Below are 16,527 nucleotides of genomic sequence, written 5' to 3'. Positions count from 1 at the left end.
CTGCGCCCCGATGGCTTATACCGCCGCAACACCGAGCAGCCGACTGGCATCGGCCGCCAGCAGTTGTTTTACCAGCTCGACGCAGCGCAGGAAGCGTTCGTCATAGTCGCTGGACTCCACGTGTACATACTCGATGTTATTGGCCCGCAGCATCTCTTCCAACAAATGCTGGAACACTTTGCGATCCTTGGGGTTACCCAGGCTGCGCAGGCCATCCGCCACCCAGGGGGTGTTGTTTTCCAGCAGGATCACCAGATCAAACCGGTACTCGTCGATCAGCGCCTGCACAAAGGGGTGCTCGCGCCCTTCGTACTTTTTACAGAAGGCCTGAGTGGTGACGAAGTCGGTGTCGATAAAGGCCACTTTATTGGCGTACTTCACCGCAAAGTCGACGTACTGCGCCTGCCCAAGAGCAATCTTGTCGTAGTCGGAATACTGCAGCGCCATCTCATCCCCACCGAGGTGCGAGAACACATAGTCGCGGCCATATTCCCAGGCACTGGTGGTGTTAAAGATGTTTGCCAGCTTATTCACCAGCGTCGATTTGCCGCTCGACTCACCGCCGAGGATCGCCACGGTACGAACAAAGAACGGCTTCACTTCGGTCGGAATATAATCCCAATAAAGGAACGGATCCTGACGGATCTGGCGGCCGCTGATATTCATAAATGAACGTTCGGGATCAATCAGAACGGTTTCAATCCCCAGATGTTCACGGTAGCGCGGGGCATCCTGCGCTTCGCTGGAATAGATAAAGCTCGGCACAATGGCTTTCTGTTCCAGAAAAGCCTTCACCCCATCGCTCCAGACGTTCCAGCCATGCGGATAGGGTTCAATGCCCTGTTCGTCGAAGGAATGAATATGGATGTTTTTCTGGTACTTGAAGGTTTGTAGCAGCCAGCGCAGACGATCGCTGACCGTCGGCTGTTGCGACATTGAACTGTTTTCGAACAGCTCCCGGTCGCGGGGTTCGTCGTGACACAGGATCACGTGCAGCTCATCTACCTGGCTGCAGGCGCGCTGGATCAGGTAAATGTGGCCGGTGTGCAGAGGGTAAAATTTACCAAACACCACGCCGACCTTTTTCTCACGCCGTGGAAACTCCAGGCCAAGGTAGCGGTGCAGCGCCTCCAGTTTCTGGGCGCTCGGACTTTTGATTTTGTCGTTCAATAACTGGCTGAGATAGCCTTTGGTCATGCCACTGGCATCCGCCACCTGCTGCAGAGTGCAGCTCTTCTGCTTAATCGACGCCTTCAGGTAATCGAATTGCCGCATAGCCCCTCCGTTTAATATGCTAAACAAAATAGCATAATCTGCACACCGCGTGGCAATTAATAAAACTGTTCCAGCACGTCCAATGCGTCCGCCAGTTTCTTCACGCCGAACACCTGCATATTGGCCGGTGGTTTCTTGGGTACGTTGGCATGTGGCACGATGGCCCGCTTGAAACCGTGTTTCGCCGCTTCGGAAATACGTTCCTGGCCGCTCGGCACCGGACGGATCTCCCCCGCCAGCCCCACTTCGCCAAACACCACCAAATCGTTTGGCAGCGGGCGATCGCGCAGGCTGGACACCAGCGACATCAGCAACGCCAGATCGGCGCTGGTTTCACTGACTTTCACCCCGCCAACCACGTTAACAAACACGTCCTGATCCGACATCTGCAGCCCGCCGTGGCGATGCAGCACCGCCAGCAGGATCGCCAACCGGTTTTGTTCCAGACCCACGGCCACCCGACGCGGATTGGACATCATCGAATGATCCACCAGCGCCTGAATTTCCACCAGCAACGGCCGCGTGCCTTCCCACACCACCATCACCGAACTGCCGGAGGTGACCTCATCGCCACGGCTGAGGAAAATGGCCGATGGGTTGCTGACTTCACGCAGGCCCTGTTCTGTCATGGCGAAAACGCCCAATTCATTCACCGCACCAAAGCGGTTTTTGTGGCTGCGCAGGGTACGAAAACGCGAATCGGCGTCGCCGTCCAGCAGCACCGAGCAGTCAATACAGTGTTCCAAAACTTTCGGCCCGGCCAGAGAGCCGTCTTTGGTGACGTGTCCCACCATCACAATCGCCACACCGCGCGTCTTGGCGAAACGCGTCAGGTAGGCGGCGGTTTCACGCACCTGCGCTACGCTGCCCGGCGAAGACTGAATGTCCGCCATGTGCATCACCTGGATGGAGTCAATCACCATCAGTTTCGGCTGTTCCTGCTCGGCAATCAGGCAGATCTGCTCGATACTGGTTTCCGACAGCATATTCAGGCCGCCAGTCGGTAAGCCAAGACGGTGGGCGCGCATCGCGACCTGCTGCAATGATTCTTCACCGGTGACGTACAGGGTTTTCATCTGTTCGGAAAGTTTGCACAGCACCTGCAACAGCAGCGTACTCTTGCCGGCGCCAGGGTTACCGCCGATCAGGATCGCACTGCCCGGCACCACCCCGCCCCCCAGCACCCGGTCAAACTCAAGGAAACCGGTGGAGAAACGCGGCAGCTCATCCAGACTGATGTCCGACAGTTTTTGCACCTTGCTGATGCCGGCATCGCCGGCGTAGCCGCTCAGGCGCTCATTGCGAGAAGAGGAAGACACCGCAGCCAGACGCACTTCTGTAATGCTGTTCCAGGCGTGGCAAGCGCTGCACTGCCCTTGCCAGCGCGGATAATCGGCCCCGCACTCATTACATACAAACGCCCGTTTTGCTGCTTTTGCCACGTATTACCTCTGTTTTTACCACATTGCCGCTGTCTGGCATTATCGCCGGATCAGGGTCAACTTTAGCGAACTTCGTGTTTCAGGCTACCGGTCAGTACACACAGCACGCCAATCAGGTCAGCATGGCGAATCGACACCTGCGCCTTCTCATAGACTTTCGGTTTGGCGTGATAGGCAATGCCCAACCCGGCAACCTGCATCATTTTTAAATCGTTGGCACCGTCGCCGATGGCCACGGTTTGCTGCGGCGGAATACCCAGTTTTTCCGCCAGTGCGACCAGCGTATCGGCTTTAAACTGCGCATCGACTATCGGTCCCAGCACTTCACCGGTCAGTTTGCCGTCGCGAATTTCCAGCTCATTAGCCGCCACCGCCACCAATTTTAGTTTATCGCGCAGGTACTCGGCATAATAGGTGAAACCGCCGGAAGCGATCGCCACGTGCCAGTCCATCGCCTGCAGCTTGCGCACCAGGTTGGCCAGCCCAGGCATCAGTGGCAGCTCATCGCGCACCTGCTTGAGGATATTGGCATCGGCGCCTTTCAGCGTGCCGACGCGTTGGCGCAGGCTGGCGGTAAAATCCAGTTCACCCCGCATCGCACGTTCGGTGACTTCAGACACTTGCTCACCGACGCCTGCCAGTTTGGCGATCTCGTCGATACATTCAATTTCTATCGCCGTAGAGTCCATATCCATCACCAGCAGCCCAGGGGTGCGCAAATGAGGAATTTTGCCAAGCGGTGCCACATCCAGCCCGCTCTCCGCCGCCAACAGCTTGGCGCGTGCCGTCAGGGTGCCAGCCAGACGCACCACCTGATAGTCCTCGACGCACCAGGCGGTAACAATCACCATCGCCGCACCCAGCTTGCGCTGGAAATCGGTAATGCGCGTTTTGTTCAGTTCTCTGCCATATAATAGCCAACCGGTATGACCCGCCCGATAATCCAGCGGCATCACTTCGTCACCGCTCAGCGAAAGGGGAAGACCCGGCCATTGAGAGATCTCTGCCGGGAGATCGCAATAGGTCAGACTATTCGACATCCTTAACTCCTGAAAAAACACTGCATGATAAAACGACGCATCAAGCTATCCTATCGCCATTGCTTCTGGCAACATAAAGTGTCCAAGATGCCCAAGGAACCTGCATGGCTCGCGCTAAACTGAAATTTCGCCTGCACCGCACCGCTATTATCCTGATTTGCCTGGCTTTGCTGGTACTGTTGATGCAGGGCGCGTCCTATTTTAGCCTGAGTCACCAACTGGCGCGATCCGAACAGGTGGAAGAACTGGCGCAAACGCTGACCAAACAGGTGGCCTCCAGCCTGGCACCGCTGATGGACGACGACAGCGACGTCGATAACCAGCGCATCGACGCCATCCTCAAACAGCTCACCGGGGGCAGCCGCATTCTGGACGCCAGCGTCTATCAGCTCGACGGCACGTTGGTTTCACACGCCGGTGAACAGATAAGTATACGCGATCGTTTGTCGCTCGACGGTAAACGCGCCGGCAGCTACTTCAATCATCAACTGGTCGAGTCCATTCAGGGCAAAGACGGCCCAATCGGCTTTATCCGCATCACGCTGGATACCCACGTACTGGCGACCGAATCCAAACAGGTGGATAACACCACCAACCTGCTGCGCCTGATGATCCTGCTGGCTCTGGCCATCGGCATTATTCTGGCGCGTACGCTACTGCAACACCGCCGCAGCCGCTGGCAGCAATCGCCGTACCTGCTGACCGCCAATACGCCATTGGAAGAAGGTAACACGGTAGAAAATGACGATGACGACGCGCGGCCGGATGCGAATAAAGAAGAAGAGAAGAAGCCCGAGAGCGGTTCTTAAGCCATTCGCTGAATACGCTCGTTCAGCCCCTGAACCTGTGCCAGCATCTGGTCGGCGATAACGCGAAAATCTTCGCTGATAAGTGTATGCCGTGCCACACGTTGCCAAAACTCCAGCGCCATCAATTCCGCCTGCCGCCAAACGGCACCGCTGACTTCATGACCCAATCGGATTTCCAACGCTTGATGGCGCATATTACCGCTGCTGGTTGGCGCAAATGCCATCGGCAACATGTCATACAAAGGGGCTAAAACCACCGGCCGCTGTTCGGGATACAGAAACGACAAGTTCCCCTGATGCATATCGCTATTGGCAATCAACCGGCCGAATGCCCAATACAGAGCCATTCTCTGACAGGTGGGGTTGTCTATCACACCATGCTGCAATAACCCTTGCGCCGCCGTAACCCAATTGGCATTGCCGCTACCGCTAAACTCGGCATCCAATGCTTCGAGTGAAACCATCGCTACCCGGCCAAACGGGCCGATGCGATCGAACCGTTCAATTTCCAGAAAACACTGCTGATTTTCACCCAACAAGACTTCACTTCGTGCCGCAGGCAACCCCGCTTCCGCCACGACCTGTAACGCCAGTGACTCTGCGATCAGCAAATCACTCCAACGCTGCGCATTGGGGTTTTCCGGGGCCGTACTGAATTTAACCAATACATGACCTTGTCGCTCGTCCCTCAGTTCAGCATAAGCAATAAACTTGGGTTGCTCACCACCGGCAGAAGACCCAACCAGTTCCCCTGCAAGCGCCTTCTCAGCCAGCTCTGCGTAACGGGCTGTTTTTTCCGCCATCGGCACTGCCTGCTCCAGGTCATGTACCAGCCAGCGTTGATAGCTGCCGTTGCCAGGCAGCAGGTTACCGCTCATGTCGTCACCAAAGTGACAAAGCGCCCACAGTCGCTGCTCTTCGTTCCAAAGCAGAGTATCTTCCGGCAGGCGCAATACTTGAGAAACCGCCTTCCCCCATGCCCGGCCAAGAAAACCTATCGGCCGCAGATCGTTCAGATACCAAGGCAAACCATCATAAAGTTGCCATTCACCATTTTGCTCATTTTGTACCGCGCATCCTTCAGCCGGATAGACAGGATAAAGCGTGGCAAACTTATGTGCCTTACCCTGCTCATCCACCTGATACAGCGGAAACTGCCCTTCACCTGCCACGCTTCTGAGCAACGCATAGCGGGTGGCCCGGCCTTTGCCCATCACCAGTACGCTTCCTGCCAAATTGCGAATACGGCGCGATAATGTCGGTTGACTGATACCCAGCGCTTCAGTAAGTGCTGTAGATGTCGCTGGGCCATTACGTAGTAATTGCTCGATGCCCGTCATAGATGAATAGATTCGTGAATAGATTTATGAATAGAGTAATAGCGCTAATTAGCTGTCAGGTAAAGTATTTGCAGGAAATGATTTAGGAAAGGTGAATAGATTGCTACAGGGGCGCAGCAGAGTGCTGCGCCCGCTGGAAATTACTCTTTGTCGCCCAGCAGTACAGATTCCAGCGCGATAACGATCATTTCGTTAAAGGTGGTCTGACGTTCTGCCGCGGTGGTCGCTTCGTGACGCAGGATGTGGTCAGAAACGGTACAAATGGTCAGTGCCTTACAGCCAAACTCTTCGTACAGCTCCGCCGCCACACCGTAGATACCGGCCGCTTCCATTTCCACACCCAGGATGCCGTACTTCTTCATCACCTGGAACATGTCCGGATCTGGCGTGTAGAACAGGTCAGCGGAGAAGATGTTACCTACGCGCGCCGGAATACCCTGCGCTGCCGCTGCGTCTACTGCGTTACGCACCATGTCAAAGTCGGCGATTGCCGCGTAGTCATGATCCTTGAAACGCATGCGGTTCACTTTGGAATCGGTGCAAGCACCCATGCCGATCACCACGTCACGCAGTTTAACGTCGTCACGCACCGCGCCGCAGGAACCCACACGGATGATTTTCTTCACGCCGAATTCGGCAATCAGTTCACGCGCATAAATGGAGCAGGACGGGATACCCATACCGTGACCCATTACGGAGATTTTGCGGCCTTTGTAGGTCCCGGTGAAGCCCAGCATGCCACGCACGTTGTTCACTTCCACCGCGCCTTCCAGGAAAGTTTCCGCGATGTATTTTGCACGCAGCGGATCGCCCGGCATCAGTACTACGTCAGCGAAATCACCCATTTCAGCATTAATATGCGGCGTAGCCATAATTGTCTTCCTTTAAATCGTCGTCATGAATAAAAAAATACGCCGGGCAACCGCCTGGCACTAACAAAGTCTTAGAACATCGATTTGCCGTAATCCATCGGCGACACGCCAAAGTAGCTGGCAACGGTCTGGCCGATGTCGGCGAAAGTTTCACGGTGGCCCAGCGAGCCAGGCTTCACTTTCGGGCCGTAAACCAAGACCGGGATGTGTTCACGGGTGTGATCGGTGCCCGGCCAGGTCGGGTCACAGCCGTGGTCAGCGGTGAAGATAATGATGTCTTCATCTTTAACCAGTTTCAGCAGCTCCGGCAGGCGACGGTCGAACAGCTCCAGCGCGGCGGCATAGCCAGCAACGTCACGGCGGTGGCCGTAAGAGGAGTCAAAATCAACGAAGTTGGTGAACACAATGGTGTTGTCGCCGGCTTTTTCCATTTCGATCAGGGTGGCGTCGAACAGCGCATCGATACCGGTCGCCTTGACCTTTTTGGTGATACCCACGTTAGCGTAGATATCGGCGATTTTACCGATAGACACCACTTCGCCGCCCTTCTCGTCCACCAGTTTTTTCAGCACGGTTGGCGCCGGTGGCTCTACTGCCAGGTCATGGCGGTTACCGGTACGCTGGAAGTTGCCCGGCTTGTCGCCCAGGAACGGACGCGCGATCACGCGGCCAATGTTATAACCGCCTTCGGTCAGTTCTTCACGGGCGATTTCACACAGCTCATACAGACGGTCCAGGCCGAAGGTCTCTTCGTGACAGGCGATCTGGAAGACCGAGTCGGCAGAGGTGTAGAAAATCGGTTTGCCGGTTTTCATGTGCTCTTCGCCCAACTGGTCGAGGATCACGGTGCCGGAAGAGTGGCAGTTGCCGAGGTAACCCGGCAGATTGGCGCGCTCAACCAGCTTGTCCAGCAGCTCCTGCGGGAAGCTGTTGTGCTCATCGCTGAAATAGCCCCAGTCGAACAATACCGGCACGCCGGCAATTTCCCAGTGGCCTGAAGGCGTATCCTTACCGGAAGAGAGTTCGCTGGCGTGAGCATAGGCGCCAATGATATCCGCATTGCGGTCCAGCCCCTGCGGGAAGGTACCGGTGGATTCTTCCGCCGCTTTGCCCAGGCCCAGACGGCTCAGGTTAGGCAGGGTCAACGGGCCCTGACGGCCCACGTTGGCTTCACCGCGAGCACAAACCTCGGCAATGTGGCCCAGAGTATCGGAACCCTGATCGCCAAATTTCGCCGCATCTTCGCTTGCGCCAATACCGAATGAGTCTAATACCATAATAAATGTGCGTTTCATCATGCTCTCCTGCGTGTTCTCACGCTGTGGGCGACAGCGAAAACGCCGCTGCCACTCCTGATTCGTTAATTATTCAGTGATACGCTTATAAACGACTGGCGTCACTTCCGGCGCTTTGTCACTCAGCACCATCGCACTGCGCACCTCTTCGGCCGCCTGCTGCCAGCTTTCTTCGTCGTTAGCGTGGATCACCGCCAGCGGCTGCTGGGTATCGACTTTATCGCCCAGACGGGCCATGCCTGTCAGGCCGACGCTGTAGTCGATATTGTCGGTCGCGCGACGACGGCCGCCGCCCAGCGATACCACCGCCATGCCCAGCGCACGGGTATCCATCGCACTGATGATACCCTGTTTTTCGGCGTAAACCGGTTTACTCAGGGTGGCCGCCGGCAGGTAGCTGTCGTAGCGCTCGACGAAATCGGTCGGGCCCTGTTGCGCCGCCACCATGCGGCCAAACACTTCCGCCGCTTTACCATTGTCCAGCACCGCCTGCAGTTTGGCACGCGCATCGGCGTCATCTTTCGCCAGGCCGCCGGAAAGCAGCATTTCCACGCACAGTGCCATGGTCACTTCCAGCAGGCGCGGGTTACGGTATTCACCGGTCAGGAAGCGTACCGCTTCGCGAACTTCGACCGCATTACCGGCGCTGGAAGCCAGCACTTGGTTCATGTCAGTCAGCAACGCGGTGGTTTTGCAGCCTGCGCCGTTAGCCACGCCCACAATCGCCTGTGCCAGATCGGCCGACAATGCGTAGGTTGGCATAAAGGCACCGGAACCGACTTTAACATCCATCACCAACGCATCCAGCCCTTCCGCCAACTTCTTCGCCAGAATTGAGGCGGTGATCAGCGGGATAGAATCCACCGTGGCGGTAATATCACGGGTCGCGTAGAAGCGCTTGTCCGCCGGTGCCAGCGAGCTGGTCTGGCCGATAATCGCCACGCCCACGTCCTGAATAATCTTACGGAAGGCATTGTCGTCCGGGAAAATATTAAAACCCGGGATCGCTTCCAGCTTGTCCAGCGTACCGCCGGTATGCCCCAGGCCACGGCCGGAGATCATCGGCACGTAGCCGCCACAGGCCGCCACCATTGGGCCGAGCATCAGCGAAGTCACGTCGCCCACGCCACCGGTAGAATGCTTGTCGACCAGCGGACCGTTCAGAGACAGGCTTTTCCAGTCCAGCACGGTGCCGGAATCACGCATCGCCATGGTGAGCGCCACGCGCTCCGGCATGGTCATATCGTGGAAGTAAATGGTCATCGCCAGCGCCGCGATCTGCCCTTCAGAAACCACATTGTCACGGATACCATTGATGAAAAAGCGGATTTCCGCTTCGCTCAACGGCTGACCGTCACGTTTTTTACGAATAATTTCTTGTGCCAGGAACAAGGCATCCCCCTGTTTTAGCTAATGTAGAGTGCAGGCAGACGCCATATCGCGCCTAGCCGACGGAATCGATCAGTAACCGCTGCCAGACGGCTCGGCACCGTGGCCCAGCGTCGCCAACAGGCTGGCTAACAGGCTGGAAGCCCCGAAGCGGAAATGACGCGCATCGGCCCAGCCTTCACCCAGAATACGATCGGCAAGTTGCAGGTAATGCAGTGCATCTTCCGCCGTACGCACGCCGCCGGCCGGCTTGAAGCCCACCGTCTTGGCGACGCCCATATCGCGGATCACCGACATCATCAGCTCGGCGCTTTCCAGCGTCGCGTTGACCGGCACTTTACCGGTTGAGGTCTTGATAAAGTCCGCGCCGGCATTGATGGCAATTTCCGAAGCCTTGCGGATCAGATTGGCCTGCTTGAGCTCACCGGTTTCGATGATCACTTTCAGCAGCACGTTGGCGGCCAGACAGGCCTGCTTGCACTGTTTCACCAGCTCAAAACCAACCTGCTCATTACCGGCGATCAGTGCGCGGTATGGGAACACCACGTCCACTTCATCGGCACCGTAAGCGATAGCCGCACGGGTTTCCGCCAGCGCGATCTCGATATCATCGTTGCCATGCGGGAAGTTGGTGACGGTCGCAATGCGGATGTCTGGCGTCCCCTGCTCACGCAGGGCCTTGCGCGCCGCCGGAATAAAGCGCGGGTAAATGCAGATGGCCGCGGTATGCCCGGCCGGGCTGTTCGCCTGACGACACAGCGCGATCACTTTCTCATCGGTGTCATCATCGTTCAGCGTGGTCAAATCCATTAAGGTCAGCGCACGTTGCGCTGCTGCGGTTAATTCGGTCATAAAACTCTCCAACTGAGAACCTGGGTGTTGGCGAGCGGACTTGGTTCCTTGAAGATAGCGCTGGGGAACGGGTCCCTCATCGGCAACTGAGATCCTTCTCACCGCACATAACCCTTCGCATCGCGCAGGGTCAGTAATAGCTATTTGAACACGATCGCCAGGGGCAATTCGCGTTCACAGTCACACTATATGAAATAACACTGTAACAGACCGGAATTATATGTGAAGACCATCACAAAATAACGCGATATCGTTCACAAATTCGCTAAAGAAACGGGCAAAGATAGCGGGCACAGCATTCTGTGCCCGTGTTAGAAGTATAGGCGCTGTCCTGCAATAGAGCCTGTTGCCCTATGCAGGACAGCCCGGGGATTACAGCGCCAGGAAGAACCCGGCGATGGTCGCGCTCATCAGGTTGGAGAGCGTCCCCGCCGCCACGGCTTTCAGACCGAAACGCGCGATGTCGTGACGACGATTCGGTGCCATGCTGCCCAGACCACCGAGCAGGATCGCCACCGATGACAGGTTGGCAAAGCCGCACAGGGCAAAGGAGATAATCGCCTTGGTATGCGTCGACAGCACCTGCAGCCCCTCTGCCGCCACCACGTCGTCCGGACGCAAATAAGCACCAAAGTTCATGTAGGCAACAAATTCATTCACGATGATCTTCTGGCCGATAAACGAACCGGCGGTCATCGCTTCATGCCATGGCACGCCGATCAGGAAGGCAATAGGTGAGAACACCCAACCGAGGATCAGCTCCAGCGACAGCTGCGGATAGTCGAACCAGCCGCCAATACCGCCGAGAATGCCGTTCAACAGGGCGATCAGCGCGATAAACGCCAGCAACATTGCGCCCACGTTCAGCGCCAACTGCATGCCGGAAGCTGCACCGGAAGCCGCTGCGTCAATCACGTTGGCCGGGCGGTCTTCTTCCGCGATCAACTTCGTTGCATCGTCCCTGTCGTGGGTTTTTTCGGTTTCCGGCACCATCAGCTTGGCAAACAGCAGGCCACCCGGTGCGGCCATGAACGAAGCCGCAATCAGGTATTCCAGCGGTACGCCCATCTGGGCATAACCTGCCAGCACCGAACCGGCCACCGAGGCCAGGCCGCCACACATCACGGTGAACAACTCAGATTGGGTCATGGTGGCGATATACGGACGCACCACCAGCGGAGCTTCAGTTTGGCCAACAAAGATATTGGCGGTCGCCGACAGCGATTCTGTCCGCGAGGTACCCAGCAATTTTTGCACGCCGCCGCCCAGCACGCGGATCACCAGTTGCATGATGCCGAGGTAGTAAAGCACCGCAATCAGCGAGGAGAAGAACACGATCACCGGCAGGACGCGCAGCGCAAAAACAAAGCCGCCGCCGCCAAAGACTTCAAACATCTTGTCGGAAACCAGACCGCCGAAGATAAATGAAATGCCCTGATTACCGTAGGCGATTACGTTAGCCACGCCGGCCGACATGCCGCCAAGAATGGCGCGACCTACCGGGACGTACAGCACCAGCGCGCCGATGGCGACCTGAAGAACGAATGCCCAGCCAACGGTGCGAAACTTAATCGCGCGGCGGTTGCTGGAGAGCAGCACGGCGATGGCGATCAGCGCCGCCATGCCGACCAGGCTCATGATGAGTTGCATGCAAAGTATCCCTGTTGCGAAAAAAAGAAATGCATCCCTGTCCGGTTGTCCCGCGAGGGTTGCTTATGAGTGTTTTCGGGGTGCGATTATACGGAGCGGGACAACGCCCGCACCGATTTATGTCACAAATATATACAACCAGACGCAATAGAAAACACCAGTACGTGACATGCATCACGGTTTAATCCTTCTGCATGACCTTGGCTCACCGGCCTAATTGGCTACAGTGCCACGTCCTTAATCCGTTTTTGCTCGTTGGGGGAGATCTCCGCTTGGGACTTGATATAGTCCACCACCGCTTCTGCCGCGCCGCTGCCGGCCACCGTCTTGATGTTACGCCCTTCGGTAAAGGCGCTGAACCCATCCCCACCCGTGGCCAGGAATGAATTCACCACAATCGGGTACCAGGCGTCATCCTTTAGCGGCTGCCCCTGCACCGTTAACGAGACGATGCGTTGATTGAGCGGCTTGCGGCTATCGTATTTCATCTCGATGCCCTTCGAGACTTGCAGGATGCCATTGGTCAGATTTGCCGCATGATTCATTAACGAACGTAGCTGTTTGCCGTTGATTTCCATGTAGCTCAAGTCGTCCGGGAAAGGAAACAGGGTGATAATATCGCCCAGTTTAATTTCCCCCTGAGCCAGCTCACTTCTCAAACCGCCACTGTTGACGAAGGCGAATTGCGCCCGTGGATCCATGGCCAAAAAGGCATCACCGACCATATTGCCTACGGGAGAAGACTCACCATAAGAACGCGTCAATTCTGCACTGGCCTTACCGATTTTCTGCTGAGTGATCTCTTTCAGCTTATCCGTCCATAGCGCGATCTTATCCGCCGTTGCCCGATCGGGTTCAACATCACCAGCGTAAATATTGATTAGCTGCCCTTTATAGCCGGTGATCTTTTTACTTTTATCGTCAATATTCAGCACCAGTTTTCCCAGATCGATGCCATAGGCATCGGTGGAAACGATTAATGTATTGTTCACCTTGATGGGTTCCGGCGTACCCACATGAGCATGACCGGTAATAATGATATCCAGCCCCTGCACCTGCTTTGCCAGCTCTATGTCTTTATTTAACCGCCGACTCACGTCCGTCGCACCAAAACTGGATTGCCGTGCCGGCACGCCTTCATGAATTAACAATACGGTAATGTCCACCTTGTCGCGGATCTGCCCAAGATATTTATTCAGGTATTCCACTTCGTCGCGCATCTCGACACCCTTGCGCATATTTTTATTTACCGTATCGTAGAAAGCGAATTTCCCGTGCAAACCAATCACGCCAACCTTAACGCCGGCCTTCTCCAAAATAACCCAGGGTTTATCCCACACCGGTTTATCGCTATTTTCATAGAACAGGTTGCCTAATAACGCAGGAAAGGTGGCCTTATTCATCTGCTGAATCATATTAGGTACACCATGATCAAATTCATGATTACCGATAGAAACAGCATCAAACGACATTTGATTCATCACATCAATGATAGCCTCACCCTTCGTTAGCGTGCTGATATAAGGACCGGTAAAAAAATCCCCGGCATCGAAGAAGAAGACGCCATCATCTTTGGCTTTGGCCTGTTTGACGATAGTGGCAATATTGGCGAATCCCCCCACTGGTTTTTCTTTGCTGACATAAGGGGCTTTAAAAGGGAGCACATTGGCATGCAAGTCGTTGGTATGATATATCGTAAGGTCAACAGCCTGAACAGAGGCGCTGGTAAAAAATGCCACTGTGACTAATGGAAAGATAAACTTTGATATTTTCACGTAATATTCCCTCAATCCATGTGTAGGGCACAGCCTGATCCAATATGCGGTTTTTGAATCACCCTTTATTTAAACGCGTTAAGTGTATTGTAATACCTGATGATTGGAGATTAACTGCCCTGCTGTCTGAATATAACAGGGTAAATATGAATGGAAAACGATAGACGCGCTTAGTTAAACATAGCATCCACTTTTGTTTTGTGAATTATGTCATGTTTGAAAAATAAGACTCAGTCAGTTATCGAGTCATTTATTGATTGTCATTAACTTATTATTCGAAAAGCAATTACAATACGTTAATAACAAAATGAAAAAATGGCAAAGCATCCATAACGAAAATATAATTCCCGGAAAAACACCCCATCACACTGAAAATAACTCTCGTGTATTTCGCTGTAATTGGGCGCCGATCATCTCCTCCGACTCTGGGCGCAATTGGCACAGGGCAGCGAACACTTCAGCAGCGCGCTCGGGGCGGTTCGGTTGCCCCTGGTAACCGGCCAGCGGCATGTCGGGCGCATCGGTTTCCAACAGCAGCGACGTCAACGGCAGTTGGGCCATGACATTACGGGTTTTCTGCGCCCGCTCATAGCTAATGGTGCCACCGACGCCAATGTAATATCCCAGGCGGATAAACGCCTGCGCCTGCGACAGACTGCCGGCAAAGCCGTGCACCACGCCGCGACGAGGTACTTCGGTGCGGCGCAGCATCGCCGCCAACTGATCGTGACTGCGGCGCGAATGCAGGATCACTGGCAAATCATGTTGCTTTGCCAGCTTCAATTGCGCGGTTAACACCTGCTGTTGGCGCTCGAACTGCGGGTTTTCCATATACAGATCGAGGCCAATCTCCCCCACCGCCACCAGCTTAGGCGGTCGGCTGGCCAGGAACCCCGCCAATTGTTCCAGCTCCGGCTCATGGTGCTCGGCAATATACAACGGGTGTAGCCCCAGGGCAGCAAACAGCGGTGGATAATCGCGTGCCAGCTTCAATACCCGCACAAAACGATCGGCGGTCACCGTAGGCACGATAATCCGTCGCACGCCCGCTTGCTCCGCCAACGCCAGGCTTTCGCGTTCTTGACCGCTGAACGGCGGAAAATCGAAGTGGCAGTGGGTGTCGGTGAAGTCGTACATCACAGCAGGCCACCCTCGCCCGGTGGCACTTCGCCCGGCAAAATAATGTCCATCGCCGCCAGCTTGGCTTCCGACGGGTTGGCAAGATCGCGCGGGTGACTGATGTCGGTAATAATCGGTGAAGGCATGATGACGTTCTCCGGTTGGATCAAACGACGCGACAGCGCCTTTTTCACCTTCATGCCGTCCAGTTTGTCCTGTTCTACCAGCCAGTGACCGACGGTTGCCAGGAAATAGCGCCCGCACTTACGGCCCAGGTGATAGTCCTGATTGAGCGACGTGACGCGACTCCCCAGGGCATTACTGGCCAACGGCTTCGGCGGGAAAATCTCGAAGATGCGCAGCTCGCCGGGCGGCTTCTCAATAAACTGCTGGATGCGGTGGTAACTTTGCTCGTGGTGTTGCAGGATGCGCACCATCTGCTGCAGGCTGCTTTCGCTCAGCCAGTGTTCCATGCGTTTCATCCACTGCGGCGTGTAGTACATCTGCGACGGCACGGTGCGGATCACCACGATGGTATCCGCGCCACGGCGATAGGCTTCTTCAACCGGGATCGCATCGCTGATGCCACCATCCTGATAGCTGACGCCGTCCAACTCCACTCCCATGCGGTAAAAACCGGGGATGGCGCTGGATGCTTTGATGGCCGGTAGCCAGCTCTCGCGTTGCGCGGGCAGGTAGGTCGGTTCGAAGTCATCACTGCGGCAGGCGCACATCAGGAATTCACGGCCATCAACCAGGCTTTTTTCCGCAACGTCCATCGCCAGCGGCAGCTGTTGGGTAGTGGTATCGAGCAGCCAGTCGAGATCGATAAGATGCCCACCGCGCACAAAGCGCAATGGGTTAAAAAATTCAGCGGAAGTGGTGTAGCGGGTGATCACCCGCCGCGCGTAACCCATCTGGCCACAAATAAAAGCCGAGAGGTTTTGCGCGCCGGCAGAAGTGCCGATCATCAGATCAAAAGGATTAAAGCGGGCACGCTGGAACTCGTCCAGCACGCCGGCAGTGAAAATGCCGCGCTGCCCGCCCCCTTCACATACCAGCGCCATTTTACCGGGCCGGTAAGGTTTATACGCCAGCGGTTCGATATTGCCGAGCGTGATGGGTATTCTGTATCCCAACCCTGCATCCTCAGTGAGACGTTTTACCCGAGGATACCTTGTCTTGCTCTCTTCCGTAATCCTCTTGCAGTACACCAGAGAGGCAATCATTGCTGCCCATCAGCCAGATGCAGTCGCTGTCAGACCACTGCGCCAACCTCTGACACACCCGGCCCTTCAGCTGTTTCCAGCGTCCGAGGATGATGTCGCTGTTCATGACTGACCTCCCTACTGCGAGAAAACAGATTAAGCTTTGTTACACTTTGAGGATAAAGCTAAGGGCGTCGGCGACCGGTAAACAGGCTGACCAGGAACAGAATGATCCCTACGACGAAGACGATTTTTGCAGCCCAGGCGGCGGTACCCGCCAGTGAACCAAAACCTAATGCTGCAGCAATCAATGCGATGACTAAAAAGATAATGCCCCAACGAAACATAAGCTTCTCCTTACCATAGTGAAAAAACGCATCGCAATCCGTGCCCTTCTCGGGCGCCACCGGACTGCCGGTCAGTTTCTTTTTTTGATGGTGCATCCTGGGCTAGCCTCACGG

Annotated in this window: 15 protein-coding genes; 1 reads left to right on the top strand and 14 read right to left on the bottom strand. The window is 55.5% G+C overall.

Going from position 1 to position 16,527, the window contains the following annotated elements; translation table 11 throughout:
- Positions 1–15: 15 nt before the first annotated feature.
- The 3 genes from nadR to serB all read right to left on the bottom strand — a co-directional run bounded on the left by nadR (position 16) and on the right by serB (position 3,757).
- Positions 16–1,275, bottom strand: coding sequence for a multifunctional transcriptional regulator/nicotinamide-nucleotide adenylyltransferase/ribosylnicotinamide kinase NadR (nadR, locus tag ACNT1W_RS05240; RefSeq protein ID WP_012005121.1), 1,260 nt, complete (start codon positions 1,273–1,275; stop codon positions 16–18).
- A gap of 56 nt (positions 1,276–1,331) precedes the next feature.
- Positions 1,332–2,717, bottom strand: a complete 1,386-nt coding sequence (gene radA, locus ACNT1W_RS05235) for a DNA repair protein RadA (protein ID WP_012005120.1) — start codon at positions 2,715–2,717, stop codon at positions 1,332–1,334.
- A 62-nt stretch (positions 2,718–2,779) separates the two neighbouring features.
- Positions 2,780–3,757: a phosphoserine phosphatase gene (serB, locus tag ACNT1W_RS05230; RefSeq protein WP_419246491.1), complete on the bottom strand. Its 978-nt coding sequence runs from the start codon at positions 3,755–3,757 to the stop codon at positions 2,780–2,782.
- 104 nt (positions 3,758–3,861) lie between these two features.
- Between serB and ACNT1W_RS05225 the strand changes: the two genes are divergently transcribed.
- Positions 3,862–4,566: a YtjB family periplasmic protein gene (locus tag ACNT1W_RS05225; protein ID WP_012005118.1), complete on the top strand. Its 705-nt coding sequence runs from the start codon at positions 3,862–3,864 to the stop codon at positions 4,564–4,566.
- On the opposite strand, the gene yjjJ is transcribed toward ACNT1W_RS05225, so the two are convergent.
- The 11 genes from yjjJ to ACNT1W_RS05170 all read right to left on the bottom strand — a co-directional run bounded on the left by yjjJ (position 4,563) and on the right by ACNT1W_RS05170 (position 16,413).
- Positions 4,563–5,906 carry a type II toxin-antitoxin system HipA family toxin YjjJ gene (gene yjjJ, locus ACNT1W_RS05220; RefSeq protein ID WP_419246490.1) on the bottom strand — a complete coding sequence of 448 codons (1,344 nt, stop codon included), beginning with the start codon at positions 5,904–5,906 and terminating at the stop codon, positions 4,563–4,565. The genes ACNT1W_RS05225 and yjjJ overlap by 4 nt on opposite strands.
- A 140-nt stretch (positions 5,907–6,046) precedes the next feature.
- Positions 6,047–6,778 (bottom strand): purine-nucleoside phosphorylase, encoded by a 732-nt coding sequence (gene deoD, locus ACNT1W_RS05215; RefSeq protein WP_012005116.1) that lies wholly within the window; start codon positions 6,776–6,778, stop codon positions 6,047–6,049.
- 71 nt (positions 6,779–6,849) lie between these two features.
- Positions 6,850–8,073, bottom strand: coding sequence for a phosphopentomutase (deoB, locus tag ACNT1W_RS05210; RefSeq protein ID WP_012005115.1), 1,224 nt, complete (start codon positions 8,071–8,073; stop codon positions 6,850–6,852).
- A gap of 69 nt (positions 8,074–8,142) precedes the next feature.
- Positions 8,143–9,465, bottom strand: coding sequence for a thymidine phosphorylase (gene deoA / locus ACNT1W_RS05205; protein ID WP_012005114.1), 1,323 nt, complete (start codon positions 9,463–9,465; stop codon positions 8,143–8,145).
- A 69-nt stretch (positions 9,466–9,534) separates the two neighbouring features.
- Positions 9,535–10,314 (bottom strand): deoxyribose-phosphate aldolase, encoded by a 780-nt coding sequence (gene deoC, locus ACNT1W_RS05200; RefSeq protein ID WP_012005113.1) that lies wholly within the window; start codon positions 10,312–10,314, stop codon positions 9,535–9,537.
- 372 nt (positions 10,315–10,686) lie between these two features.
- On the bottom strand, positions 10,687–11,964 hold the full coding sequence (locus ACNT1W_RS05195) for a NupC/NupG family nucleoside CNT transporter (protein ID WP_012005112.1): 1,278 nt from the start codon (positions 11,962–11,964) through the stop codon (positions 10,687–10,689).
- 221 nt (positions 11,965–12,185) lie between these two features.
- On the bottom strand, positions 12,186–13,733 hold the full coding sequence (locus tag ACNT1W_RS05190) for a bifunctional metallophosphatase/5'-nucleotidase (RefSeq protein WP_041418873.1): 1,548 nt from the start codon (positions 13,731–13,733) through the stop codon (positions 12,186–12,188).
- A 369-nt stretch (positions 13,734–14,102) separates the two neighbouring features.
- Positions 14,103–14,876: a TatD family hydrolase gene (locus ACNT1W_RS05185; protein ID WP_419246855.1), complete on the bottom strand. Its 774-nt coding sequence runs from the start codon at positions 14,874–14,876 to the stop codon at positions 14,103–14,105.
- Complete coding sequence (locus ACNT1W_RS05180; RefSeq protein WP_012005109.1) at positions 14,876–15,997, bottom strand: patatin-like phospholipase family protein; 1,122 nt, start codon at positions 15,995–15,997, stop codon at positions 14,876–14,878. Before ACNT1W_RS05180 ends, ACNT1W_RS05185 begins: the two co-directional genes overlap by 1 nt.
- Before the next feature lie 10 nt (positions 15,998–16,007).
- Entirely contained in the window at positions 16,008–16,193 is a 186-nt protein-coding gene (locus ACNT1W_RS05175) for a CsbD family protein (protein WP_012005108.1), read from the bottom strand.
- 58 nt (positions 16,194–16,251) lie between these two features.
- On the bottom strand, positions 16,252–16,413 hold the full coding sequence (locus ACNT1W_RS05170; RefSeq protein WP_004857650.1) for a DUF1328 domain-containing protein: 162 nt from the start codon (positions 16,411–16,413) through the stop codon (positions 16,252–16,254).
- Positions 16,414–16,527 lie beyond the last annotated feature (114 nt).

This window comes from Serratia sp. NFX21, from assembly GCF_048517035.1.
GTDB classification, from domain to species: domain Bacteria; phylum Pseudomonadota; class Gammaproteobacteria; order Enterobacterales; family Enterobacteriaceae; genus Serratia; species Serratia quinivorans.
The sequence above is the reverse complement of the archived record's forward strand: the minus strand, read 5'-3'. Positions and strand labels throughout refer to the sequence as shown.

Bases quoted from the DNA above. Each gene is read 5' to 3' on its own strand.
- yjjJ (WP_419246490.1), bottom strand. From the start codon at position 5,906: ATGACGGGCATCGAGCAATTACTACGTAATGGCCCAGCGACATCTACA.
- deoD (WP_012005116.1), bottom strand. From the start codon at position 6,778: ATGGCTACGCCGCATATTAATGCTGAAATGGGTGATTTCGCTGACGTA.
- ACNT1W_RS05185 (WP_419246855.1), bottom strand. From the start codon at position 14,876: ATGTACGACTTCACCGACACCCACTGCCACTTCGATTTTCCGCCGTTC.
- nadR (WP_012005121.1), bottom strand. From the start codon at position 1,275: ATGCGGCAATTCGATTACCTGAAGGCGTCGATTAAGCAGAAGAGCTGC.
- ACNT1W_RS05195 (WP_012005112.1), bottom strand. From the start codon at position 11,964: ATGCAACTCATCATGAGCCTGGTCGGCATGGCGGCGCTGATCGCCATC.
- deoC (WP_012005113.1), bottom strand. From the start codon at position 10,314: ATGACCGAATTAACCGCAGCAGCGCAACGTGCGCTGACCTTAATGGAT.
- ACNT1W_RS05225 (WP_012005118.1), top strand. From the start codon at position 3,862: ATGGCTCGCGCTAAACTGAAATTTCGCCTGCACCGCACCGCTATTATC.
- ACNT1W_RS05170 (WP_004857650.1), bottom strand. From the start codon at position 16,413: ATGTTTCGTTGGGGCATTATCTTTTTAGTCATCGCATTGATTGCTGCA.
- serB (WP_419246491.1), bottom strand. From the start codon at position 3,757: ATGTCGAATAGTCTGACCTATTGCGATCTCCCGGCAGAGATCTCTCAA.
- deoB (WP_012005115.1), bottom strand. From the start codon at position 8,073: ATGAAACGCACATTTATTATGGTATTAGACTCATTCGGTATTGGCGCA.
- ACNT1W_RS05175 (WP_012005108.1), bottom strand. From the start codon at position 16,193: ATGAACAGCGACATCATCCTCGGACGCTGGAAACAGCTGAAGGGCCGG.